Source organism: Paenibacillus massiliensis 2301065 = DSM 16942 (assembly GCF_000377505.1).
In the GTDB taxonomy this organism is placed as follows: domain Bacteria; phylum Bacillota; class Bacilli; order Paenibacillales; family Paenibacillaceae; genus Paenibacillus; species Paenibacillus massiliensis.
On sequence record NZ_KB898189.1, the window covers coordinates 185932 to 210522 of the forward strand.

Sequence of the window (24591 nt, forward strand, 5' to 3'; positions counted from 1 at the left end):
TCGGATCATCCTTTCTAGCTGTCTTTTACTACTAAAATCTTCATTATGTACCATCCGAGCATACAGAAGCGTATGCAGGCGATAATGCCGACAACATTCTCTCTGGGGGCAGAAAGTAAAACCATAGGCATCATCGCTGCAATACACTTAAAAAAGAAGCCATGCTCTAGCATAGCTTCTTTCATTTTACATTAAATCTCAAATTTTGGAATAGATTATTTATATTTCCTTGTGAAAATTTATAGAATAAGTGGCTACATCGTCTCCGTATGCAGGATCGCATCAGCCCGGTGGCAATAGAGAACGTCATCAGCACCCAGACTCTTGTACATGAGCCGGGAATGCCTGGAATCTGTAATAACTATTAGCGGCCCACACGTCCATGAACGGCAAATTTGAATATACCGTGAGCACTGTGTCAGGCTACGCTCGAAGATATATAGCTTTTTGACCGGGAAAGAGGGAACTACCCATGTTTGCTCATGTCTGGTGTTCACGATGATTGTATGCTCGACACCAAGGCGCTCCAGTCGGGTCTTCTCCTCCGCATTGTTGGTCAGACCGGCGACCTTTTCCCCTCTGTATCTCAGCAGCTTAATGAACTCCTCGCCCTCACTTGTCGGAGCACAGACCACAATGTAGCCTTCCTTCTGCAGCTTGTCATAATCTATCGCTCTAGTGCTGGTGCCTGTGCAGGAGCTTCCAGAGTCGTAGCCGTCGTCATGATCCGCTCCCTCCTCCTTTCTCTGTTCACAGCCGGGGCCTTCCGTCGTTACCGTGGGCAGTCCCGTTTCCTTTCTATTCAAGGTAGTAGTAGATTGCACTACTGTCCGCTTCGACGTCCCGTGTCCTGTTCGCTCCATTTTCATTACTAAGCACTCCTTCGTTGTACAATCCGTTCCATATATTTAGCCTCTTGATTAAGCAATCGGTACTACTACAGACAAGGACCTGGTCCTCATCCTTGCAGCTGTAACGAACACTCGCTCTAACCACGCATTCAGATTCATATAAATGCACAGCAAAAAACCACAAAGGGTATCCTCTGTGGCTCCAACGGCGGTCACATTGTATTCATCCCCTCTACATACGCTTACGAGGTTAGCTGACGGATTCGGGCGGTAAGAGTCGCCCTACCTGTCCAGATGCCAACTGCATCTATTCAGGATTCACCCCATAATGGCCAGATCTAAGACAATGAAGTAGCCATTGATTGGTTCCCCCGCTTTCCATGACGGAAATTAAGCGGCTTGCGTATTCAATTCGTGGAAACAGCTAAAATATACTCCCAACGCGGTGCAAAGTAAACCTCGATTCCGGTCAGAATTAACGATATTTCACGCTAAAACCGTGCAAGGCCAGCACAAAGGGCGTATGATCTTTGTTTCTCTCGATTTTGCTACATCTCCAGACATTCGGGGCTGCATAGCAAGTCATGCATTGGCCTATCGGCAACGAAGATATAAACAGCAAAGCAAGCTTGACTAGCTCCAATATGCGTATAGATCCGCTGCAAGCGGGGAGCCCTGTCGACCATTGTTAAGCTTGCTGTTCTTTCGAACGAAATTGAAAAGCTGATGAACAGCAAGCTTAAAGATGGGCACTCCATTTCTCTAGGGCTTCCCCGCTTTCCGCTAACCACACTCTCTACAAGATCATTAAAACCCGAAATCTTATTCGGTCAAAGTACTAGTAAGCTTATAAGCTACATCGCACCTCAAGAGCCTATCTCGGATTTAATCGAGACAACGTACTAGTTATTTCCTAGCGCTCTCAGAGCCTGATCCAGCTGACGGAAGCTCTCGTGCAAGCGATCCTGAGGAATATCTGCATAGCGATCTCCCAGACTCAGCTCATAGTAGCAGCTATCCTCACCTGTCGCATGCAGGTATGAAGTGAAGCCGATGCCCGACTGCTCCATGACGGCTATCAAAATCGGCTCAAGCTCTTGCTTCGAGGCCTTGAAATGGACGTGAAACATATTCGATACTGGCACCTCGGGTAGCGTGCACGTGGCGTGACAGGCATTGAACTGAGCTGCGGCTTCCTTCGCCTTAAGATAATAGTGCTCCATTTTGCCTATGCGCTGTGTCAGGTAATAGTCTGCGCTCAGAATGTAAGGATACAGGCTGATCAGGTCTCCACCGTACCTCCTCTTCCAGCGCTTGGATTCGTCTATGAAGTCAGCACTGCCGGTTAGAATTGCACCAGCAACACTGCCGACACCTTTATAGAAGGAAATGTACACACTATCAAATAAGCTGCACAGCTCTGCCACAGTTCTTCCATAGTAAGGTGTTACCTCCAGCAGCCTGGCTCCATCCAGATGCAGTCGGATGCCCTGACCACGGCAGTAATCCGCAATCGCCACCAGCTCCTCATAGGAGGGAAGCTGACCGCCAATCTCACGCTGGGGCAGCTCCAGCAGCAGACAGGACACGGGCGTATCCAGTGCCTGCACATCCTCCAACGTAATCAGACGATGCTCGTCAGCTAGCAAAATAGGCTCAATATGATGTAGCTCCTTCAGTCCATCCTCCTCATGAATCTCCAGGTGGCACAGTGGATGATAAGCCACCCGCTTGAGGCTGACCCGGTCACACCATATGCGCAGGGCAATCTGCTGCGCCATCGTCCCACTGGGAAAGAACACCGCCGCTTCCTTCCCGGTCAGTTGTGCAAGACGGTGCTCGAAATTCTCAATAATCTCTCCTTTGCCATACATATCGCTATCCAGCTCAGGGTCCAGTTGTTCCAACGCTTCGGTAAGTACACGAAGCTTCCGGTCATGATGGCCGCCGAGCGGGTAAGGCGCCTGACGATAGGCTTCTCTTAACGGGGACAATTCCGCCATACTGAATACACTCCTTCGAATGCCATAATGTATATTTTTCATGAAGAACTCATGCGGGTCAGCCCGCGGAGTGACTTTTGGTGACTTCAGGTCACTTCAAGGTCACTTCAGGTGACTTCAGGTGATTTTAGGTGACTTTAGGTGATTTTAGGTGACTTTAGGTGACTTTAGGTCACTCGGTCAATCTAGGTCAATCTAGGTCACTTTAGGTCACTCTAGGTCACTCTAATTTACTCTAGTTCACTCTAAGTCACTCTAGGTAACCACAGGCTGTCTGTCTTATAGATACGTCACTTGTGCCAGTCCCGCCTGCTCCTCGCGCCACCGTGGTGCATGCTGTCTCACCGTCTCAAGGAAGGCTAGCATAGCCTGGGACTGCCACTTCTTCGTATGGTATACCAGCTGAGTAGCCACCCTTTGCCCATCATCGTTCCAGTTCAAGCGAACCAGCTTGCCATCCTGTATTTCCTTGTGGACGGTGATGTAGGGGAGGAAGGACAAGCCTAATCCATTCGCTACGCATTGCTTGATAGCCTCGATGCTCCAGAACTCAAGACTCGGATCGGGTACGATTCCGGATTTATGCAGATGCCTCTCAAATAAAGTCCGGTAGGAGCAGCCTGACTCGGTGAACAGAATACTCTCTTCCTTCAGCTGGCCGGGCTCCACCATTAGAGAACACGCGAGTGGATGATTCGGAGCAGCGATAAGCGCCATGTTCTCTTGTACCAGCGTCTCGATATGCAGATCCCTCTCCTCTGCCTCTGGCTGGAGGATAAAGGCTACGTCCAGGTCACCTGCTCGAATGAGGGACAGCATTTCCCAGCATAACCCTGGCTTCAAAATGATGCGCACCTGCGGATACCGCTCCCGGTATTCTCGAATAATCGAGGGTAAACGAAAAGCAGCCAGAGACTCTGGTGCACCGATACGAATCGTTCCACTCGTCTCCACATCCGTACTAAGAGCATTCTCTGCCATGGCGTGCATGCGGTAGATTTCCTGTGCATACGGAAGCAATCGCTCTCCTGCTGTAGTAAGACGAATTGTACGACCAATACGGTCAAAAAGGGGTTTCCCCAGCTCATTTTCCAGAGCCTGAATCTGCGAGGTAATACTAGATTGTGCATAATCCAGCTTTAATGCGGCCTTGGTAAAGCTGCCCGTCTCGACAACGACCAGAAAGGTGAATAAATGTCGGGATTCGATGCTGATCAGTCCTTCCATCGGTTTTTCGAATGGAAAACATTCAAAACTTCCGTTTTTCAGATGGGTATATTGTCTGTTACGTTGATAAAAAAAGCAAGAGAGGAATAACGCTAATGACATCCCAATCCAAGCTACTCCACAAAACCATCGGAATGCCGCAGGCGATTGCCCTGTATATCAGTGCGGTGCTGGGCTCCGGCATCCTGCTCGTACCGGGGTTGGCCGCCGAGGTGGCTGGTCCTGCCTCATTGGCAGCCTGGGGGCTGATGATTGTGCTGATTCTACCGATGGCTCTCAGTATGGGGCTACTCTCCGCCAAATACCCCAATGCCGGGGGCGTATCCCATTATGTAACGCTAGCTTTTGGTGAACGGGCCGGGGCATTGATCGGCTGGTTCTTCCTGATGTCCGTGCCGATTGGTGCACCTGTAGCCGCCTTGACTGGTGCTGGCTACCTGACCGCCGCCCTCGGGCTTGGCGAGACAGCGCGTATCACCATTGCCTCTATTACCATCGTGGTCGCGCTGCTGATCAACTGGATCGGCATGAAGCTCGCCGGGCGCATTCAGGTGGCCGTCGTCCTGTCTATTACGGCCGTACTGCTGTTCACCTTCATAGCAGCGATACCCTATATGTCCGTGGAGCATTTGACTCCCTTCGCGCCTCATGGCTGGACCAGTGTCGGTCAGGCTGGAGCGCTGCTGTTCTGGTGCTTCATCGGCTGGGAGGCTGTGTCCCATCTGTCTGAGGAATTCAAGGACCCACAGCGTGCTGCCATTCGCGGAGTGACCATCGCCGCGCTGCTCGTAGGTGTCCTGTATTTCATGACAGCACTGGCTACAGTAGCTACTAATAGCTATATCATTGCAGGCTCAGATGCTTCCCTGATCTGGATCATCAGCCAGCCGCTTGGCATATACGGAGCTGTGCTGACAGGGGCTACGGGCTTGTTCATCTGCATGGCTACGATCATTGCCTACGTCGGCGCGTCCTCCAGAGTCGCCTATGCCCTAGCCAGACAAAGAGCAGCCCCTGGCTGGATGGGCAAGCTGTCCAGCAAATATCTTACACCGATAGGAGCGTTGGGCTTCCTGAGCCTATGCTTTATCCTAGTTATGTTCCTGTATGGCAGTGGCCTCGTGTCGCTGACGACCCTGATTCAGCTACCGAATGCCTCGTTTATTCTGACCTATCTGGGCGGCTGTGCTGCAGGGGTCCGTCTCCTGAAGGGTAATCGCTTCGGACAATGGATTAGCGGGATCTCCTTCGGAGCCACTGCTGTCGTGTTTCCTTTCACAGGCTGGGCGATGCTGTACCCGGGAGTCGTGCTGCTGGTCTTCGTACTTATTCGCTGGCTGCGAGGACGAAAATCCATCATTGTTGAGGAAAAGGGTGCACAGACCCGGCGAGTGTAGCCGAGTAACGGAGCGGAAGACAGAAAGGCGGAATGATGAGGTGCGAATGCCAAGCTCACATGATTTCCCCGGGGGATTCGCACCTCAGATTTTGTCGAATTGAAGTCGAATGTGGATGAAATGTGAACAAGATCTATTTTAAAAGTCGGGGAAGATTTCCATTTGAACGGATGTACGCTAAAATAAGAGCTGGATGCAGCGTATTTACGATGTTTTCCGCTGTCGCACTCTATATGAGTGCGTGGATTGAAATATTTGCTTCATATTTAATATTTATTACTTTTCCAAGTCGCACTCTATATGAGTGCGTGGATTGAAATCGTCTAAGTAATAAGTAATCAGTTCCCCGACCTCTGTCGCACTCTATATGAGTGCGTGGATTGAAATTGGGTACGGTCAGGCCATATATATCGATCACGGTAGTCGCACTCTATATGAGTGCGTGGATTGAAATAGAATTTTGGCAGGCTGCTGGCTATTTATTGTCGCGTCGCACTCTATATGAGTGCGTGGATTGAAATAATTGTCCCAAACTCTGAATTGCAATCAATGTTCCAGTCGCACTCTATATGGATGCGTGGATTGAAATTTCAGCCCCGTTCTCAACAGCAGAATTCCTTCACCTTCGGCATAAAAGACTTTATTGATTCCACATGGCAAGAAGCATATCTTCTTCTTGCACGAAAAAAAGAGCAGAATAATCTGCTCTTTTAAAACAAGCTATTCACCTCTACCTTACCTGCTCACTGGAGCAACACCTAATTAAGAGAGTTACGCTCCTCCAATTTGATCCCGAACTTGAATTGGCCCGGGTAGTTGAATGGGCAAAGTAAACATAAATAAAATACTAGCTACGATGGATAGTGTTACCAATCTTTTCATCATTGTTTAACCACACCTTTTCCACGAGATTTAGAAAGCCATCTTTAATCTCAGGAAGCGCATGCTCCTGAAAGTGTAAGAATAAACCCATGCAGTTTAAAAAGTAAGTCTTATTATTAATAATATGTGACTTTGACATAGCATACATCAAATATTTATAGCCATAACTATACATTGAGCGATATAGGTAATAGTAGGCTAATTCATATCCAAATCGTACAAACTGCTCTGGAATTACTTGCTTGGCGTAGATTTCATTTAACTCCATCTCCTGCTCAATAAGCGAATTGATTACTGTGTCAAAGCGCCAAAGTATGTGATCTACATCAACATCATATCGGTTAGCTGCGATCAATACATTTAACAATTTGGTGACCAACTCGGTATTCGTTATATTTGTTGTATCTATATACTGAACATAGTCTTGGAGTACGCTCACATCCCCTGACAAAAGTTTATTTACGTAAGTATTTCCTTCAGCCCAATGCTGGAACAAGTTCATCCAATGAACGGTATCCTCATCCGTCTCTTTGACCCAGTCTAAATTGGCATAAGCATCTGTATATTGTAGCGCTTGTTGGTAATCCTCTCTGGCTTCACACACACTTGCACATAGCAGGTCAGCATAAGTGATATATACGAATAGAGGACGACTCAACTTTTCAAAAGAAGCCTCACGCTTACTAGTGTGTTGATGCTTTATTGAATACTGGATTCTCGCTTTTTCCTTCATTCTGCCTGCTACTTCTTCAACTTGATCCCATTCACGCAAAGAACGGTACACGTTAGCCAAATCTTTTAGTGCATCAAGTTGATCAATCTCATCCAGACGCTCCACATAAGGTTCAAATAATGTAGCAGCTCTTAGGTTCTGGGGCTGATCATCACCAATACGGATCTTGAACAGCCTGTACTGGCACACTGCAAGCCGTTCCGAATGCTGGTGCTTCTCGCTAAAAGCAACATTCTCATATAGAATCTTCGCTGCGGCATAATGCTCTTGCGCAAAAAACTCCTCTGCCAACTCAAATACCAGTCCAGCATAGTAGGTTACATTCTCCATAAGCACATTCGCCACTTGGGCTATGCAGTCCAGCCGATTCAGCTCCATGCAGCGCTGTAGGAATACCCTGGCCCTTCGCCAATCCACGGATGCCTCAAGCAACGATTCCTGTATATATCGACTGTAAAAGTAATCCTCAGGCTTCTTCATGGCCCTCGTAACACAATCTAACTGATGTACAGACATGATGCGATTGCTCATCAGCATCCCACTGATTGTCCCTGCATTCAGCCCTGCTATTGAAGCAAATTGACTCATGTTCAGGCTAAGCTTGTGTAAATAATCCTGAATTTCTGTCCGAATCGTAGGTGTGATTTGCATCAAAAACCACCCTTTCAACGTCAACTCGAAACTTAACAGTGCTAATCATGCTATGTAGTCGTAAGTACGCTGCAACATTGCTTAACTATTCATATTATACCAAGTTATGGAATCATTGTATACCCCAAAATTACTTATTTAAGTAATTCATACGTTTTTAAGTATTTTCCTACAAATACTTCTCTCATCATCCACAACTTGATCGTCACAATCAACGAGATTGCCATTGTGCAGATACACTTAATTTATCTTCTTGTACCCTTAATGTATTTTCGTTCAAAAAAATCGCGAATCCCTTAATAGCCCCATAAGCAGCAGCCCGAATTAATAGCGCAATTCATTGAAGACTATAGAATATACAGTTGTCATGATAGCCCGGATTATATAGCCCAGACATACGCTACAAATCCGTGTGTTTCTGATATGCGTCTTTCTCCGAAATCTTCGCTGGAGTTGGTGCGAATGCCAAGCTCACATGATTTTCCCGGGAGATTCGCACCTCAGATTTTGTCGAATCGAAGTCGAATGTGGATAAAATGTGAACAAGAGTCCGTCTCCAAGGCAAACGCCCTCTTCCATTTTGACGGATATACGGTAAAATAGGTGCTGGATGCAGCGTTTATACGATGTTTTCCGCTGTCGCACTCTACTTGAGTGCGTGGATTGAAATAAGCATTGTAAATGTTAATTTAGATGAAATCAAGGGTCGCACTCTACTTGAGTGCGTGGATTGAAATATCACTAAGTTGATACCCTTTCAATGTTGCATATACGTCGCACTCTACTTGAGTGCGTGGATTGAAATTTCTGTTTCAAATTCTTTTTCTAATGTAATATCCTGTCGCACTCTACTTGAGTGCGTGGATTGAAATAGCCAAGTATTTAACACACGTGTTGTTTTACTTACGTCGCACTCTACTTGAGTGCGTGGATTGAAATACCCAGATTTGATGTGTACACACCCTTGGCTGCGGTCGCACTCTACTTGAGTGCGTGGATTGAAATTACTCCTGATCGAGCAAGAGGCTACGAGCGCCAGGTCGCACTCTACTTGAGTGCGTGGATTGAAATTCTACCCGTAAGGAGGATATAACTTGCTGACTGTGGTCGCACTCTACTTGAGTGCGTGGATTGAAATACATGGGACCGCATCGAAGAGGCGTACAAAGCCAAGTCGCACTCTACTTGAGTGCGTGGATTGAAATTTGCCTAAACCTTGCCATACTCTAGCACCTCCGTTGTCGCACTCTACTTGAGTGCGTGGATTGAAATTCCATTTTGAGGTATTGCTTATCTGCGTTATCGTCGCACTCTACATGAGTGCGTGGATTGAAATAGTAGCCACCATCTCGCAAAATCTTGGCATTAGCTGTCGCACTCTACTTGAGTGCGTGGATTGAAATTTAACCCTAATCCAATACATCCATTCGTAATGGGAGTCGCACTCTACATGAGTGCGTGGATTGAAATTCTTGGCTGATGCCTTGTGAGCTGTTGCTACGATTGTCGCACTCTACATGAGTGCGTGGATTGAAATGCCCGTACCAGTGCCTCAGCGAATGGAGGCGGTAGGTCGCACTCTACTTGAGTGCGTGGATTGAAATACTCTGGATCTCAATGCAGCCCGAGAGGAACGCAGGTCGCACTCTACTTGAGTGCGACGTTTTGATCTTCAACACGCCAAGGCCACCCAGGCCGCTGCGCGAGGCTCTTGCTCTATACTTTCCCTTACCAATGACACGTTTAACGGAGAGTGCAGAATCGATCTGAAGAAGCGGAGCGTTCGCCTTTATCCCCAGATTTCCTCCTTTGTAAAAATTTCAAGAAATCTGGGGATAACAGCGATCGGAAGATGATTCTGCATTCGGAGTGGTCCACGTGTGTGAAGGATGATCTGCGTGCCTGAGTGATCTACGCGTCTGAGCCTTCTCCATGCACGCACCCCAAAACAAAAACAAGCCCGCACTCCCCTTCCAAGAGGTGCGGACCCGTCCTATCAACCATGTACTGCATCCCAGCTAAAGAATCCATCCTCTACCTAAATGAAATCTCCCGCTAACGCACTCATACCAGCAGCACAACTAACCTGTGCCTTAAGGCTGCACCATCCGGTAAGCCTGAATGCGATCCAGATACAGACGGCTCTCCGAATTCACCCAGAACGTGCCGACCACATCCGGGTTATCCACGAAGGCCTGCTGCTCCACAACCTGCTCCCCATCCACATACAGGGAATACTGCTGCGCAGGTACGTCCAGCTCCACGCGCAGACGATGCCATTCTCCCGCCTTCCAATCGACCTGCTCCAACAAGATCGTCTCCTTGGCAGGCGTGATGTAGCTTAATCCATCCTTGTTCAGTTGGAGGCGAACAGCAGATTTGCCACCCGGCAGATTGAGCAGCTGAATCAAATGCTTGCCTGCATCGGAGGCTGAAGCAGCAATCGGAACCATCACATCCGCCTCCAGGATCAGCTTGTCAGCATGAGCCTGAAAACGCTTGGTGAGCGTGGCCAGATCAATTGCACTGCTTTGCATGAGCAAGCCGTTGCCTCGCTCCTCATCATTCGCCAGATCAGGAAGCTCGGTCACTCGGACATAAGCATCCTCCTTGCCCGGATAAGGAGGGTATACCGTATAGCCGGCTGGCGGACTATTCGCTGGTGTCGTGTCAAAGTTATCCTTCACCGTATACTGCTTGGCTATGTTGCTTGGAACGGCAGCAGACTTGGCGATCGAAGGCAGAGTATCCCCAGCCGGATTCGTAGCTATAATTCGATAGTAATATACGTTGCCAGCTTCCACAGTCGTATCTGTATAGCTCGTGTCTGTGACACTCGGAGCAATGACTGAGTACGGCCCACTTTCCACCAGACTGCGCTCAATATGATAGCCGGTAGCCCCTTCGGATGCCTGCCAACCCAGCTCTATACCTTCCGATCTACCCTGGACTTCAAGCTCTTGGGCAATCGCAGGAATCGAATCCAGATTGCTGACAGCCACCTCAGAGAAACGGCCCCATCCGTAATTGTAAATATCGTTATTGATGAGCGCTCCATCGGCTGCGAGCCCGACATAGATCGTCTCTGGCCAGTCAGCAATATCCACCGTGCCCACCAATGTCCAATCATTCCCGTATTGACACAGATAGCCATAGACAATCCCGTCCAGTCTGACCAGCTTAATATAGCCTGGCGCCAGGAAGTCCTCAATCTGACGTGAAGCGGCCTCCCCTCCCTGCTGGGTGCGCTCCCAGAAACGGGCTACATGCCCGTATTTGACTAGCGACTGGGTCAGCGTCACCATGCGGGCATCCGGGTCCAGGCTGCTGCGCATCATAATTCCGGCCTGGGACTCATTATCCACACGGCCCACCTCGTTGATACGCGCCACAATCTGTCCATCGTCAGCCAGCGTCTGGTACACATAGTGGAAGGAATCCCGTGTCTTATCCACCAGCACCGGATCATCCGTTCCTCCAATGCGACCACCACTGCGGAGAGTGATGACTCCATCCTTTTCCGATGCATGACCAGGAATCTTCGCCGAGCCGATGTCCACCGACATCCACGGACTGGACACCTCTTGCGGATGAACCACATAGAGCGGGTGCACAGGACTATCCGCTGCAACCCCCTGCGTGTCGTAGGCTCTAGCTGTAATCCAATAGGTCCCATCCTCTGGAGATTCCCAGGTGAGTTCATAAGGAGCTGCTGTCGCTTCTCCGAGCTTCACGTCATTGGCGTAGAATTCCACTCTTTGGATAGCTGACTGACTCATGCTTGCCGTAGCATTTAGCACCACAGGCTCGCCAGCCTCCACCAGCTCTCCATGCTCAGGAGCCACGAGCTTCACCTCTGGGTTCGATGGCGTGTAATCTGCGACAAGCTCATTCAGGTACATTTCCAGATACGTGTACCCCTCAGGGCCAATCTGCTGCGAATCACTTGCATCCTTCGGATCAAGGGCGTTCGCCAGCTCCCAATCATCCGGAATGCCATCCCCATCACTGTCTACCAATGACGATGTCACTTCAGGCAGAGCCGGGAATCCACCTGCCTCATCCTGAGAATTGGACAGTCGTCCACCGCGCTCACGCACCTCCTGAATCACCCTGGCATCCATGGAATCACGGGCAGGGTAAGTGGCTCCAGCTTCGTCCAATACTCGCTCATAAGCCTGAGTAGCTGATTCCGCCGTGTACGTATACGGCATCTCAACAGGCTCGCTTCGCTTGGCTACCTCCGGCACATCACCGATGACACCAAGCCAGTTATCCTCCGCAATCTCGGGATAGCCATCCACAATATTGTCAGCGATGAACCACTGACTATCCTTGGAAGGTGTATCCCGTAGAAGGGCACGTTTCGTGCGGTCCGTATCCGGTCCATATTTGTAATAGTTCCCTACGATGTTGCCCAGTGCACGCTCGCCGCCATACGTGCTCATGAACTGCCAATTGTAGATAATGTTATTGCGAAAATCGATAATATTGTCCTGCTCTCCCCCAAAACGCGGATTGCGGCTCGCATTATGCGCGATCAGATTGTGATGGAAGGTGGTATTTTTACCACCCCATATCCCACCGTATCCGTGTCTGCCCTTGGAGTGATTAGACATCAGCATACTCTCGGAGATGATGGACCATTGCACCGTCATGTTCTCCATTTGGTAAGGGGATAGCACCTCATCTACCGAATGACTGAAGGAGCAGTGATCCAGAATGACATTTTTTCGCTTGCGGGCACCGAAGGCATCCTCTTCCGAGAAGAAATTATCGCCTAGTCGGAAACGCATAAAACGGATGATCACATTGTCACCCTGAAGTGACGTGTCATAATCCAGTACAGCAATTCCGTTACCAGGCGCACTCTGGCCTGCGATCGTCAGATTCGAGCCCGTAATCTGGAGCCTGGACTTCAGATGAATGTTGCCACCCACCTTGAACACGATGATCCGATCACTGCCAGATACGGCATCCCGGAACGAGCCCGGACCGGAATCATTCAGATTCGTAACCTCATAGACTTCACCGAAACGACCGCCTGTCGTATACATCCCGCCACCCTCTGCACCAGGAAAAGCCGGAATACGTGCAGGCTCCGCCGCACTGGCTGTTCCGCCATCCCCCATAGGCACCAGCGTCGTAGCCACGACGACAAAGGCAAGTAACACTAAACATAATTTGGACTTCAACATATCTTCCTCCTACACTTGAAATAAAGCTCAACAGCTTCGTTGCGAATGAAGAAAAGAAGGATCATCCTTTCCCGAATGCTTACAATTGAATCAGCATATCGACTAGATGACATTTATCTAGGGTCCCAGCCATCGCTTCCGCCCAGCACAGATTGGATGGTGATCGCAGAGGCTTGTGCAGACGTAAGTATATCCGACCAGCCTACACGGTTACGATCATTCCAGCCGGGACCCGAGTTATTGAATTCAGCGTAGCGTGCAGTGGCTTCATTGGCGGCGTTGCCCCAGTTATGCCAGCCCTCAGGACGAATATGCTTATCCATCCAATTGTTCATGAAGATAACCGCACTATATGGACGCCATGGACGGCCAAGGTGGACAGAATGGTCGCCTGTGCCAGAGCGCGTGATACGACTGTTCATAATTACATAGCCATACTCAGAGGTCGGCTCTGTGGAGGCAGCCGTAATGTATCCGTTTCCAAGACTGCGAATCTCGCAATTATCGAACACCGCTGTGGCCCGTCCGAAGATAAAATCTACGGTCCCTTCAATATAGCTATTCTTGTAATATTGCCGTCCCCCATTGGAATAGAGCGTATCCTGGAAGCCGAGTACGCGGATGTTCTCGAAGCGGGAACGATCACCAGAGACATAGAGGGCGACGGCTTGACCTGCATTGCGTCCGGCTGTATTCTGGAAGGTAATATTTTTGGCCTGAAAATTATTGGCCCGTACAGACGTGCTCGCACTATTCGTTGTACTGCCCGCTGTGCTGGCCGTGTCATTATAGGTCAGAATGGTATTGTTGGCATTTTCCCCGATCAGGGTAATGTTCGTCTTGGAGGTTGGAATGAATATCTTCTCTTCATAGACCCCAGGTTTCACGTAGATAATTCGCTCCGAGCCGTTACCATCAGGAATGGAATTGACTGCAGCCTGAACACTGGTAAATTGGCCTCCTCCATTCTTGTCAACCACGATCGTAGGTGCCGCCGCCGTAGTGCTTACCAGCTCACTGACAGACTGCTCGGCCTGCATGGAGGGAGCGAAGCCTGTCAGCCCCGTAACCAACAGAGTGCTTGCCAGAAGAACCTTGAAGCTGCGTGTGGTTTGCCTAAATCCCAAATTCGTCATTTTACACATCTCCTTCCCTTTTACAAGGCATATTTTCAATTTTTTCACATTCCAGACAATAACAATTATAGTACGGTGATGGATAGAAAAGTTTTGATTTCATGCTTTGTATGCGCTATCATTTTATTGTTGTTGCGCATTTTCCAATCCATTCTTAGGAGGGGATCACCCGTGGCAAAATTACCAGAGATCAAGTTCGCGCTCGCAGAGGACAGCTTCTTCATTCAGTACAAGATGAGCGAGGCTTATTCCAATATGAAGAATCCGCATGCACATACCTTTTACGAGATTTTCTACGTGCTGAGCGGCGCAAAAACCTATACCATCCAAGGCACCACCATAGAGGTCAACAAAGGAGACCTGGTCTTCATTCCTCCCGAGCAAATGCACCAGACCTTCAGCTTCGCACCCGTTCACTGTGAGCGCATTTTGATCAATTTCTCCCAGCATTTTGTGGATGCTGAGCTGGTGCGTGCTTCCTTCGAGCGTCTATACCAGCAAAAATCGCGGCCCGTCGTCCGCTTCGATATGAATGAACAGACTGCGGTCGAGCACTTGCTCGGCAATATGCTGCATGAAGCCAAGGTCCACGAGCCCGGTAATACGGAGCTGGTTCGTGCGCTTCTGCTGGAGCTGCTCATTCGAATTCACCGACTGGAGCTGCGCAAGCAGCATCCCCCTGTCATGGAGCCTGAAGGGCATCCGCTGCGAGATAAAATTCTGGAAATCGCCGACTACATAACCATGCATTACGACCAGCCCCACAGCCTTAACCATCTAGCCCAATCCTTTTACATCAGCCCATCTCATCTGAGCAGAAGCTTCAAGCAGATTACCGGCGTACCCTTTCGAGAGTATCTGCAAAACATTCGCATTCGTGAGGCCCAGAATATGCTGAGGGATACCGATATTCCTATTCAGGCGATTGGGGAGCGAGCGGGGTTCGCCAATGCGCCCAACTTTAACGTGGTGTTCAAGAAATGCACGGGACACACACCAGGTCAATATCGCAGGCTGACTTCGATGTAGTTCAATAAGACTGGACAAAAAAAGAACAAGCTCTTCCCGGACATACACGTCGGGATTGAGCTTGCTCAGTTATTATAGCTCTATTTTCTTGTTCATTTTAATAAATGCTATGAGAGTCAATAAGAATTCCACGTGGATCATGCGGTTCTTTCTTTAAATTGTTATCCTTGTGGTGGGTCCTTCAAGATCGATAATGGCTGACCACAGTGATTGCAGTATCTGGATTCCCTCGCTACGACCTTGCCACATACGCATATGCGTTCACCCTTTAGCCGCGCCAGCTGCCATTCCAGGGCTTCAATCTCCCGATCCAGCTTCTGAACCGTCTGTGTATAGGCGGCCACCTTCTCCAGCGGAGCATTGGCCCCTCCCGTCACATAAGCCTGATAGACCAGTTCTCCCAGCTTGGCGAATTGGTGTGTTCGGTCCTTACGTTTTAATGTGATCTGCGTGCTTAGCCTCGTCGTTTCTACCGTCTGGTTAGCCTTATCCTTGACCTGATTCATGCCCGTCTTCATTTTGTTCAGAAAATTACTCATCGTCATCCTCCTTCACAAGTTGACTGTACAGGAACCCTCTTTCAGATGTGTATGCGACACGTTCAGACTCAATGCTCTGCGCCCTTTAGCTACCTGCCTTACATTTGGCTTAATATAATGGTGACCAGAAAATAAACCAACACCCCCGAGAGGAATATCCATATCCACTTCTTGCTGTTCATAATCTTGGCCTCACTCCTATTCATGATGGACATGATGGTCATGATGGTGAAATCGCTAGTAACTTGACCAGATCAATTGTGAATGTAGAACCACTGTGCCCTAGCCACTACACTCTCCCGATCATTCGACATGAAATCAGATTGGAGCTAGGGATTAGTGTAGCTCGTACTTAAAATGGTACTGCTTGAACCTATGCTGTAGCCCGATACGTTCCAGTAGCTCTGGCTGTACATACTCATGATTCCAGCTTAATGCGGTGTCACCGTATCGCTCTCCAAGGAGCGCCAGCAACGACCTGAGCAACAGTTCATCCGCTGGACGTTGAAGCTGTAGCTGATGGACAGCAACTCCCCCACTGGAATGCTTCAAGCTTATTGTACCGATGGGTTCATTGGACTCCAGCAGAATCAGCAGCTCACGATCCGGTGTCTGCTCTCGTCTTGCCTGCCACGGAATTCGCTCATCCTCAGTCTTCCAGACTCCCTCTTCAGCTTCATCCTGCACCGCTATAGACAGTAGCCGTTGTCTTGGTGGAGTCGTGTGCTCCAGCCTGTCAGTTAGCTCAGTCTGGCTCCATTTACTCGGTTCACGACGCTGACCAGAGGCGAGCTCGCCTTGAAAATAATGCAGCTCCGTCAGCCTGTGGTAGCCGAGACGCTCATACAGCGCTATAGCACCAGGATTATCTGCCAGTACCTCCAGATACATCGAGCGAACATCCTGTACCCGACAATAATGAATGGCAGCCTCCATCAGGCTACGAGCTATCCCTTTCCCCCGGTAAGCTGGTAGCACGGCAAGTCCTCCGCACCATGCAGATTGACCGTCTGCTGAGATGGCTTGAAGACAAATGCCGACGAAGCGCCCCTCCTCCATAGCCACGAAGGAAGCAGCTGGTGTGAGCTGTAATACCCGCATTCGCTCTGTAAAGGCCTGCTCACTCATCGTTACAGGTACAATATAGTCCTGAAAAGCTGCATTCCATAGCTCAACCATCTCAGATGTACTGCATGTGTTCAGACACTCAATTCTCACATTACATCCTCCTTCATTTTCAAGATGGCCCCGACGGTCTGCTTTATTTAAATATGATGTTAGCACAAATCACCTAGATATTCACAATGAGTAGCCTGACTACGAATCAGCAGTCTCTTAGCATCCATGAGAAGATTCACCGTAGGTTACGCATCCTTCTCCTGAAGCGCCGTATTCCAATCCACCTGATAAGGACCCGACGGGTCGACCTTCAGCCTCGTATAGATCTGCTTGCGATAGACTAATTCCGATTTTGCATCCTCGGGACTCTCACCAGACCAATACTGATAGCCCAGCAAATAGTTATGCACAAGCTGATCCCAAGAAACGAACTGCTCCTGCAGACGAGCGCTGGCCTCAATGCTGATTTCCATCGACCGTTCGTAGCTCAGGAACCCAGCAACATAAGACCAGCTGGCGATCTGGGTGGCCCGGCACAAGTCCCACGCCAGAATTCCCTGCTCGGGATTATCTGTATTCACCTCTTCCAGCATGTCGTACAGCTCAAGTAACTGTGTCTCATCAGACGTCAGACTCCCCTTCGCCTTCAGCTCTTGCCGGAACTTCATCACTTCCTCCCTACTGCCTTGATATTCTTGCAAAAGGTCCATGAACTCCTTGTTGTGTCCTTCTGTCATCAGCCACTCAATGGTGGATTCCGCACTGGCGGTATCGGTAATATTCCAGCTGTCCTTCAGAGCCACCTCCATGCTCATATTGTTCAGGAAAGAGCGCTTCAACCCTCCGTATATGGATGTATCCATATCATTGCTTGTCGTGATGAGCGCATAGGTGGCGTTAATGAACCTCACTGTATCTGAATTTGTATCCTTCTTAACTCCATCTTTAGCATCACCGCCGCTGTTCGGGCTGTCTTCTTGAGACGGTCCTTGAGCCACATTCGTATCGCTCGTCTGAGCCGATGCACAGCCACTAATCAACAAGGTAATAATTGCCAGTACTGTCACCATTCTGAGCCATAGGTATTTTCGTTGCACCATTTTCCACTCCAATCCGTATAGTTAACCGAAGATGTTCATCGGCTACTTGGAGCGGGCAGTGAAGATGGCAGAGGATAATTAGGACCTGTATCTAACTCTATTTCATAATTATGTATACTTATGCATGTATATTTTGAGAGTATAGTTTAGAGCATCGTCATCGCCAGTTGAATAAGAATTGGGAGTACGGATAGGGTTATGAAGCTGTGGAATCGGGTACTATTTGCTACACGCCTTAGGGTTATAATTCCATGAAAGAGGTGACTGTGTCATGAAACGATTGCGTACCGTGTTATGGACAGGTAGACCCCATCTAAGGATATTTATTGGATTGATCTGTGTGTTGATGATCCTGCTGCTAACCGCTTGCTCCAGAACAGAGCAGCCTTCACCTGATCATCAGCCGAATCCAGCTCCAGATGTAACTCCGCAGGAGCCCGCAGATTCAGGGACACCAGAAGGTAGTGATACCGAACAGCAAACTCCACTACAATCGGAGCCTTCCGGACAGCCTGGCAAAGCGCCTGCACAGTCTGGCTCGGACCCTGCTGAGCTGAATCCCGAAGCCTTCGAGGCTGGAGTTCACATTGACTGGGATAGCATTCAAGATCCGCTTATGGACCAAGACATGCTGAGCGTGCTCCAACAATTCACCGAGGCCGTAGCCACAGGTGACAAAGCTACCTTTGAACAGTTATTTCCACGGTATAAAGATCAGGATTACGGAAGCTTCGCAGCATTATTGGAGCAGCCTGATCGGTATCGCTTCGTGCAGGTCGGCACCGTGATTCAAGAGCACCAGCGAAGAATCGTTCCGATCGACGGCATTGCCAATGATGAATTGCTGGGCATTCGTGAGTTCAGCAACAATCTATATATGGAGCAAAATACCAAGGGACAGTGGCAGATCGTCTCCATTGACTAGATGTTGACGCATGAACTAAACATTGATGCTTGACTATATGTTGATACATGAACTAAATCTTGACGCACAGGGCTATCCTGTCAGCCTAAACATCCGTTACTATGCGCACATTTCCTGCATTAGCTTTTTTGGAATAAAGTGTATAATGGACCTATTGCTTAGCTTTACTCAAACATTATATCGAAATGAACCAGGCATAAAGGCAACTGGCTTAATGGAGGAAATGAATGAAAAAGTATGTGCTTTTTGTAATGATGTTCTTGCTGCTGTTCACGGCGGCCACGCCTGCCATGGCGAAGCAGGTTCCCGAGAGCTGGGGGGCTGTGACGGACCGGGGAGGCTTTTTCACGAAGCAAGAGGTCGAGCTATTAGCCAAAGAGGCGAAAAAAGGACCTCTTCAATTCCGAATTATTACCTTTGATTCTCTGGCTGGCGAGGACCCCGCGGCATATGCCACCAGAATCTATAAAGCCTGGAGGTTGGATAGCAATGATGTCATTCTACTCATGTCCAAGAAAGACCGCCGGATCGAGCTGAATTTTCACAATGATGAGCTCCGGAGGGAGCTGGACCAGCTTGCGAAGAAGAAGGGCTGGATCAGCAGCTCACAGCCTTCCAGCTTGACGGCCTTTCTGAATAAGCATTTTATTCCCTCAGCCAAAGCCAATCAATTCGCTAAGGGAGTAACACAGACAATGACTGAGCTAAATCGCCTGTATCCTGCTGAGCAAAAGAATGCCGCCAAAGATACAGGTGCCACCGATGTGGCAGGCTCAGCTGGCAGTAGTTCAGCCGGGGAGAAGCAGCCCGGCTCGGGTGCAGCCTCAGGGGCTGGTGAGCCTGGCTTCCTGTCCGCCTTAGCTAACGGGGATGGTGGCCAGTTGTTCTGGAATTTCCCGACAGAGCAGCTGATCTACCTTGCACTCATGCTGGTGTTCCTGGCCCTGTTGGCTCTGCTGCTCTACATTCTCTATTGTAATTTCCGATGGGAGCGAGTACGCAAGCGGATTCCCTCACTAATCGCCGAGGCCAATCAACAGCTGTCCATTCTCGACTCCTATGATTCATCGCAGGGACATACTCTGGCCGTCGTTCAGCGTCTGAAGGATGGATTACACAGCGAGGTACACACGCTCAGTGACAGACAGCAGGCCGAGGGGCGCCCGATCCCCATGTACAAGTTCAGACTTCTGCTGGAGCAGCGCAAGGCGCTTCATCTCATCCTGAACGATCATCAGGAGCGAATCCAGCAATTGAGCGGTGAGGTCCGGCAGCTTCAAGAGACGGACCGGCTGATGCACGAGCGTATGGTTCAATTGGTCGAAGAGCTCGATGAGCAGAAGCATATACTAGCCGAGCTTCTCGCAGCTCATCAGTTACCGTTGACACAGCTCGTGGAACGCTACAACAGCCTGAACGAATCCATTCAGGACACCGGACGCCTCAAGACTCATGACCCGCTTAAGGCCTATGAGCAATCTGAGGGAGCTCAAGAGCTTCTCGCATCACTCCGGCAGCATCTCACGATCGTGCCCGATTATGTTGCCAAGCATCAACGCTTTCCGGGAGAGATACAGGCGGTACGGCTGGAGATCGAGCAGCTGACCCTGCTTCAGCAGCTGGAGGCAGCCATTACCCGCTTGAATCCATATGAGGATCTTGAGCAGGCGCTGGCTCTGAACGAGCATATGTATGCTTCCCTGGAGCATGGCCATATGGAAGATGTATTGAGCCTGACACAAAGAATGGATGAACTGAAGGAGCGTGCCTCTTCTACAGCTGAGCGGCAGGTTGAGTATCAGCGCAAGAACAAGGCGGACATGCCCAAGCTGCTTGCTGAGCAACCCCAGCTGGCCTCCAAGCTACAAAGCATGAATAACCAGTTCTACCTCATTCAGAAACAATACGCTGAGCATCATTGGGCGGAGACCTGCAATCAGCTGGAGCAGGCCATCATGAAGATAGAGCAGCTACCTGAGAAGGTAGCCGAGGCTGAGCAATTGACAGAGCCGCACAGACAGCAGCTTGATGAGGCTCGGGCCATATTAGATGAACAGCTGAAGGCACTCGACTCCGCACGTACCCTGTTGGGGCAGGCGGCTCAGCTCATTAAAGAACTGGAGCAGCGGCACCAAAAGGCCAAATCATACTATAAGGATGCCTGGAAGGAATATCAGATTGCTCGTAAAATCATTGCGAAGGAGCTTCCTGTAGTCCGATGGAAGCATAACATCCAGTTCATAGAAGAGCATTACCAATCCGTCACAGCAATGCTTCAGCAAGAGATCATAGACCTTGATCAGATCGAGCAGGTGCTCAGGCCGTTGGTCGATCAGGTTCACCAGCTGCGCAGCGAGATTCATAACAAGGTAAAAGAGAAGAAAGAGGCCATGCAGCGTTGGAATCAGCTGACTCGCCATTTCAATGATATTCATAACCGTGCATCCAGAACAGCTGGGCTGTCAGGCTATTATCTACAGCAGTATCAGATCATTCGACACGATACGTTGGCGCTGCTGGAGAAAGCAGACTTCGAGCACGCTATGTCTCGCATGTCAGCACTCCAACCTCTGATTAGTCAGATGAATCAGGAATATAGCCGTTGGCAGCGGGCAAGAAATGCTGAAAGGCAAGCCAAATTAGCCCGTCAGCAAAGGGAAGCCGAGCTTCGTAGACAGCATCATAATCATCATAACAATCACCATCATCATAATCAGTCCAGTAGTAGCTGGAGTAGTTCCAATTCCTATGTGGATTCATCATCAAGCTCCTCAAGTAGCAGCTACTCATCTGATAGCAGCGATTCCTCCAACCGGGGTGGTCACTCCTCAGGTGGGTCTAACTGGTAGCTGCATAGATATAGGCCAGGGTCCGCAGCATACGTCGAACCATGACTTCACTCCAGAAGGTGAAGCCGTTCAACTGTTATGCAGGCGGGCCCTTGACTTTTCATCAGAGTGATCTCAAGTCTTCATCGACATATAACTTCAACTTTCGACCTCCAAGACCGATATATGTTACTGTAATGTAATATTTGTCGGTATTTGCCGAACAATCATGCCGCAGCAGCCATTCCGTCTCGTAAGAGCTCGCTGGTACACACTCGGCATATTTGCCCGGAGGACACTACAATGAACAAAAAAAGAAGAACTCGTCTTCACCTGCCCCTTGTTATTTTGATTGCTGTTGGACTGTACTTCTACGAGAAAATGTATGTGCAATTCCCTGATCCTGAGCCGTCCGTAAGCTCCCCATTGGAGGCCGATGTCATGCTGGAATTCCCGGCGGACAAATACCCGGAGACCGGACAGCATATTCAGGACGCCATTGCTTCCGGAGCCTCACCTGTATGCACTATTAATCGGGAGATGGCTGAACAGAATCGTGCAGAATCACTAGCTGGCGTTCCCACCAAGAAAGGCTACGACCGGGATGAATGGCCGATGGCCATGTGCTCTGAGGGAGGCAAGGGCGCTCATATTGAATACATAGCTCCCAAGGATAATCGCGGAGCAGGAGCCTGGGTAGGCAATCAGTTAGAGGAATATCCCGATGGAACCCGAGTGCAATTCATCGTGAAATAAGGTACAACTCCGTTCAGAAGGAAGATTGGACACCATCTGTTATACTAGTAGAGATGTCTGCTGCGCTCCTGTACATGGACCTATATGAACTTATATGGACCAATATGAGCTTAAATAGAACTGTGTAGATCTATGAGCTTCCTTTAAAGGTCTGGAGCAAAGGGATAAGGGCAGGAATACATACAACGTGCTCACTTTACAACGGAAAGCAGGGAATGGGTTATGTCTGAACAAAAAATCATATTTTTCGATATCGACGGAACATTGCTGGATCATAACAAGAATCTTCCGGCCTCAGCGAAAGCCGCGGTGCTGGAGCTGAAGCAACGAGGGCATGAGGTGGCCATCGCCACTGGGCGAGCACCCTTTATGTTCGAGGAGCTACGTGAAGAACTGGACATCGACTCCTATGTCAGCTTCAATGGTCAATATGTTGTGCTGCGTGGTGAGGTCATTCATACACATCCATTGAATCCAGTAAGGCTACAAACACTGACCGAAATGGCGCTGCAGCACAATCATGCGATGGTCTATCTTAGCAGTGATGATATGAAGACTACGGTCCCGAATGATGATTTCGTAGAGACCAGCATGAAGACACTGAAGCTCAAGCTAAGCCCCGGTCATGATCCGCTCTATCATCAAGGCCGTGACATTTATCAAGCACTGTTGATGTGTCAGGCACATGAAGAAGTGCTATACGAGAGCGTATGTGATGCGTTCCAGTTCATCCGCTGGCATCCGAACTCAATGGACGTTATCCCCGCAGGAGGCTCCAAGGCAGCCGGCATTGCCAAAATGATCGCTAAGCTCGGCATCGCTCCTGAACATCAGTATGCCTTCGGCGACGCGCTGAATGATCTTGAGATGCTACAAATGATTCCGAATAGCATCGCTATGGGCAATGCTATGCCAGAAGCGAAGGCTGCTGCCAAGTTCGTGACTACGTCAGTGGACGAGGATGGAATTCGGCACGGCCTGCAAATGATGGGGCTGCTGTAGAGAAGGATATCTCGAATGAGATGCTGCCTTAAAGCCTGTTCTCCTTATTCCTTGAGTAAGGGGACAGGCTTTTGGCATATATGACTACCCTATGATTCGTTCTGCTTGTAAATGGTGGTTTATCTTCATGGATTCATGGTTCTAACTGATACATATGATTTCATCCATGAATAGTTGATTTTTTAAGGAAACTACTTACAATAAGCAGTATACTGCCAGACCAGTTACATGCGCCTCTATTCAGCGCAGACAATGCCCGAGTAACCCAATTCCGCTGGCACTTCAGCCGCGGGGACACTTGCTTACAGCACATTATCTGGAGGTAACAGCATGGAAACTGAAGGATTACGCAACGTGGAACAACTAGCCTTAAAGAAGTACAAGATTTTCAAGCAAAGCAAAATTCGTTATCTGTCACGCTCGATGCTTGCCAGCATGTTCATCGGCTTCGGGGTAATCGTCGCTTTCAAGACAGGGAATTTCTTCTATATGGAGCAGTCTCCCTTTACCTACCCCATGGCCGCCATTACGTTCGGTGCTGCCATTATCCTCATCGCTTACGGGGGAGGAGACCTGTTCACAGGCAATACCTTTTATTACACGTATGCAGCCCTTCGCAAGAAGCTACGCTGGCTGGAGGTCATTAAGCTATGGATTACCAGCTATGTCGGTAATTTGCTCGGTGCCGGGGTGTTCGCCCTGCTGATTCTGCTGACAGGACTGTTCGAGCCTGCCAACGTGAATGGCTTCCTGCTCAGCGTCGTTGAGCATAAGATGGAGGCACCGACGATGCAGCTATTCTTCCGTGCCATCCTGTGTAACTGGCTCGTCTGCCTGGCCTTCTTCATTCCGATGTTCATGAAGGAGAATGGCGCCAAGATGTTCGCCATGATGCTGTTCGTCTTCTGCTTCTTCATCTCTGGCTATGAACACAGCATCGCGAATATGTGTACATTCGCTATTGCTCTGGTGCTGAACCATCCGGGCACGATCTCCATCGAGGGAGTTATTCACAACCTCGTTCCCGTCACGCTCGGCAATCTCGTTGGCGGAGTGCTCCTGATGGGTGTCATGTATTACACCGTGAATCGCCCATTTCTGGACGAAGCAGAGCATTGAGCCACTGATCTCAGAGCAACAAGCAACATAACTAACAAAAGTCCGGAGAGCGATTCACGCCTCCGGACTTTTGTGTCATGGTAAGAAGCGCAGCTT

Annotated in this window: 16 protein-coding genes, 2 CRISPR repeat arrays and 1 riboswitch; of the genes, 7 read left to right on the forward strand and 9 right to left on the reverse strand. The window is 49.3% G+C overall.

What is annotated here, in order from left to right; all coding sequences use genetic code 11:
* Positions 1 to 254: 254 nt before the first annotated feature.
* The 3 genes from D328_RS0111740 to D328_RS0111750 form a co-directional block, all read right to left on the reverse strand.
* Positions 255 to 869, reverse strand: coding sequence for a hypothetical protein (locus tag D328_RS0111740; RefSeq protein ID WP_018885207.1), 615 nt, complete (start codon positions 867 to 869; stop codon positions 255 to 257).
* 205 nt (positions 870 to 1074) lie between these two features.
* A riboswitch (cyclic di-AMP (ydaO/yuaA leader) is annotated at positions 1075 to 1258 on the reverse strand.
* 495 nt (positions 1259 to 1753) lie between these two features.
* Positions 1754 to 2854, reverse strand: coding sequence for a threonine aldolase family protein (locus D328_RS0111745; protein WP_018885208.1), 1101 nt, complete (start codon positions 2852 to 2854; stop codon positions 1754 to 1756).
* A 279-nt stretch (positions 2855 to 3133) separates the two neighbouring features.
* Positions 3134 to 4063, reverse strand: coding sequence for a LysR family transcriptional regulator (locus D328_RS0111750; RefSeq protein ID WP_026281140.1), 930 nt, complete (start codon positions 4061 to 4063; stop codon positions 3134 to 3136).
* Between the two features lie 113 nt (positions 4064 to 4176).
* Between D328_RS0111750 and D328_RS0111755 the strand changes: the two genes are divergently transcribed.
* Positions 4177 to 5478 (forward strand): amino acid permease, encoded by a 1302-nt coding sequence (locus D328_RS0111755; protein WP_018885210.1) that lies wholly within the window; start codon positions 4177 to 4179, stop codon positions 5476 to 5478.
* A 221-nt stretch (positions 5479 to 5699) separates the two neighbouring features.
* Positions 5700 to 6067: a CRISPR direct-repeat array (repeat unit 32 nt; unit sequence GTCGCACTCTATATGAGTGCGTGGATTGAAAT).
* A 258-nt stretch (positions 6068 to 6325) separates the two neighbouring features.
* On the opposite strand, the gene D328_RS0111760 is transcribed toward D328_RS0111755, so the two are convergent.
* From D328_RS0111760 to D328_RS0111770, 3 genes are all read right to left on the reverse strand, one after another.
* The gene (locus D328_RS0111760) at positions 6326 to 7744 is read right to left on the reverse strand and encodes a hypothetical protein (RefSeq protein WP_018885211.1); all 1419 of its coding nucleotides are present in this window, start codon (positions 7742 to 7744) and stop codon (positions 6326 to 6328) included.
* A 638-nt stretch (positions 7745 to 8382) separates the two neighbouring features.
* Positions 8383 to 9348: direct repeats of the CRISPR family, unit length 32 nt; unit sequence GTCGCACTCTACTTGAGTGCGTGGATTGAAAT.
* Between the two features lie 489 nt (positions 9349 to 9837).
* A complete protein-coding gene (locus tag D328_RS28955; protein WP_018885212.1) occupies positions 9838 to 12942 on the reverse strand; it encodes an Ig-like domain-containing protein in 3105 nt (1034 codons plus the stop codon).
* A 113-nt stretch (positions 12943 to 13055) separates the two neighbouring features.
* Complete coding sequence (locus D328_RS0111770) at positions 13056 to 14078, reverse strand: pectinesterase family protein (RefSeq protein WP_018885213.1); 1023 nt, start codon at positions 14076 to 14078, stop codon at positions 13056 to 13058.
* A 171-nt stretch (positions 14079 to 14249) separates the two neighbouring features.
* On the opposite strand from D328_RS0111770, the gene D328_RS0111775 reads away from it, so the two are divergent.
* Positions 14250 to 15107: a helix-turn-helix domain-containing protein gene (locus tag D328_RS0111775; protein WP_018885214.1), complete on the forward strand. Its 858-nt coding sequence runs from the start codon at positions 14250 to 14252 to the stop codon at positions 15105 to 15107.
* A 161-nt stretch (positions 15108 to 15268) separates the two neighbouring features.
* Here the strand turns inward: D328_RS0111775 and D328_RS28960 are convergent, their stop codons facing one another.
* The 3 genes from D328_RS28960 to D328_RS0111790 form a co-directional block, all read right to left on the reverse strand.
* On the reverse strand, positions 15269 to 15646 hold the full coding sequence (locus D328_RS28960; RefSeq protein ID WP_018885215.1) for a hypothetical protein: 378 nt from the start codon (positions 15644 to 15646) through the stop codon (positions 15269 to 15271).
* 336 nt (positions 15647 to 15982) lie between these two features.
* Complete coding sequence (locus tag D328_RS0111785; protein ID WP_018885216.1) at positions 15983 to 16864, reverse strand: GNAT family N-acetyltransferase; 882 nt, start codon at positions 16862 to 16864, stop codon at positions 15983 to 15985.
* Positions 16865 to 17010: 146 nt separating this feature from the next.
* Complete coding sequence (locus D328_RS0111790) at positions 17011 to 17865, reverse strand: DUF1266 domain-containing protein (protein WP_018885217.1); 855 nt, start codon at positions 17863 to 17865, stop codon at positions 17011 to 17013.
* A 271-nt stretch (positions 17866 to 18136) separates the two neighbouring features.
* Between D328_RS0111790 and D328_RS0111795 the strand changes: the two genes are divergently transcribed.
* The 5 genes from D328_RS0111795 (at position 18137) to D328_RS0111815 (ending at position 24495) form a co-directional block, all read left to right on the forward strand.
* Positions 18137 to 18790, forward strand: coding sequence for a hypothetical protein (locus D328_RS0111795; RefSeq protein WP_154659034.1), 654 nt, complete (start codon positions 18137 to 18139; stop codon positions 18788 to 18790).
* A gap of 227 nt (positions 18791 to 19017) precedes the next feature.
* Positions 19018 to 21639, forward strand: a complete 2622-nt coding sequence (locus tag D328_RS0111800; protein ID WP_018885219.1) for a TPM domain-containing protein — start codon at positions 19018 to 19020, stop codon at positions 21637 to 21639.
* Positions 21640 to 21999: 360 nt separating this feature from the next.
* On the forward strand, positions 22000 to 22374 hold the full coding sequence (locus tag D328_RS0111805) for a NucA/NucB deoxyribonuclease domain-containing protein (RefSeq protein WP_154659042.1): 375 nt from the start codon (positions 22000 to 22002) through the stop codon (positions 22372 to 22374).
* A gap of 222 nt (positions 22375 to 22596) precedes the next feature.
* Positions 22597 to 23376, forward strand: coding sequence for a Cof-type HAD-IIB family hydrolase (locus tag D328_RS0111810; RefSeq protein WP_018885221.1), 780 nt, complete (start codon positions 22597 to 22599; stop codon positions 23374 to 23376).
* 330 nt (positions 23377 to 23706) lie between these two features.
* Positions 23707 to 24495, forward strand: coding sequence for a formate/nitrite transporter family protein (locus D328_RS0111815; RefSeq protein WP_018885222.1), 789 nt, complete (start codon positions 23707 to 23709; stop codon positions 24493 to 24495).
* The last annotated feature ends 96 nt before the right edge of the window (positions 24496 to 24591 follow it).

What these genes read in the sequence shown, in the direction of transcription:
- D328_RS0111805 (WP_154659042.1), top strand. Translation starts at nt 22,000, where the DNA reads ATGTATGTGCAATTCCCTGATCCTGAGCCGTCCGTAAGCTCCCCATTG.
- D328_RS0111755 (WP_018885210.1), top strand. Translation starts at nt 4,177, where the DNA reads ATGACATCCCAATCCAAGCTACTCCACAAAACCATCGGAATGCCGCAG.
- D328_RS0111810 (WP_018885221.1), top strand. Translation starts at nt 22,597, where the DNA reads ATGTCTGAACAAAAAATCATATTTTTCGATATCGACGGAACATTGCTG.
- D328_RS0111740 (WP_018885207.1), bottom strand. Translation starts at nt 869, where the DNA reads ATGAAAATGGAGCGAACAGGACACGGGACGTCGAAGCGGACAGTAGTG.
- D328_RS0111745 (WP_018885208.1), bottom strand. Translation starts at nt 2,854, where the DNA reads ATGGCGGAATTGTCCCCGTTAAGAGAAGCCTATCGTCAGGCGCCTTAC.
- D328_RS0111800 (WP_018885219.1), top strand. Translation starts at nt 19,018, where the DNA reads ATGAAAAAGTATGTGCTTTTTGTAATGATGTTCTTGCTGCTGTTCACG.
- D328_RS0111790 (WP_018885217.1), bottom strand. Translation starts at nt 17,865, where the DNA reads ATGGTGCAACGAAAATACCTATGGCTCAGAATGGTGACAGTACTGGCA.
- D328_RS0111760 (WP_018885211.1), bottom strand. Translation starts at nt 7,744, where the DNA reads ATGCAAATCACACCTACGATTCGGACAGAAATTCAGGATTATTTACAC.
- D328_RS0111795 (WP_154659034.1), top strand. Translation starts at nt 18,137, where the DNA reads ATGAAACGATTGCGTACCGTGTTATGGACAGGTAGACCCCATCTAAGG.
- D328_RS28955 (WP_018885212.1), bottom strand. Translation starts at nt 12,942, where the DNA reads ATGTTGAAGTCCAAATTATGTTTAGTGTTACTTGCCTTTGTCGTCGTG.
- D328_RS0111815 (WP_018885222.1), top strand. Translation starts at nt 23,707, where the DNA reads ATGGAAACTGAAGGATTACGCAACGTGGAACAACTAGCCTTAAAGAAG.
- D328_RS0111770 (WP_018885213.1), bottom strand. Translation starts at nt 14,078, where the DNA reads ATGACGAATTTGGGATTTAGGCAAACCACACGCAGCTTCAAGGTTCTT.
- D328_RS28960 (WP_018885215.1), bottom strand. Translation starts at nt 15,646, where the DNA reads ATGAGTAATTTTCTGAACAAAATGAAGACGGGCATGAATCAGGTCAAG.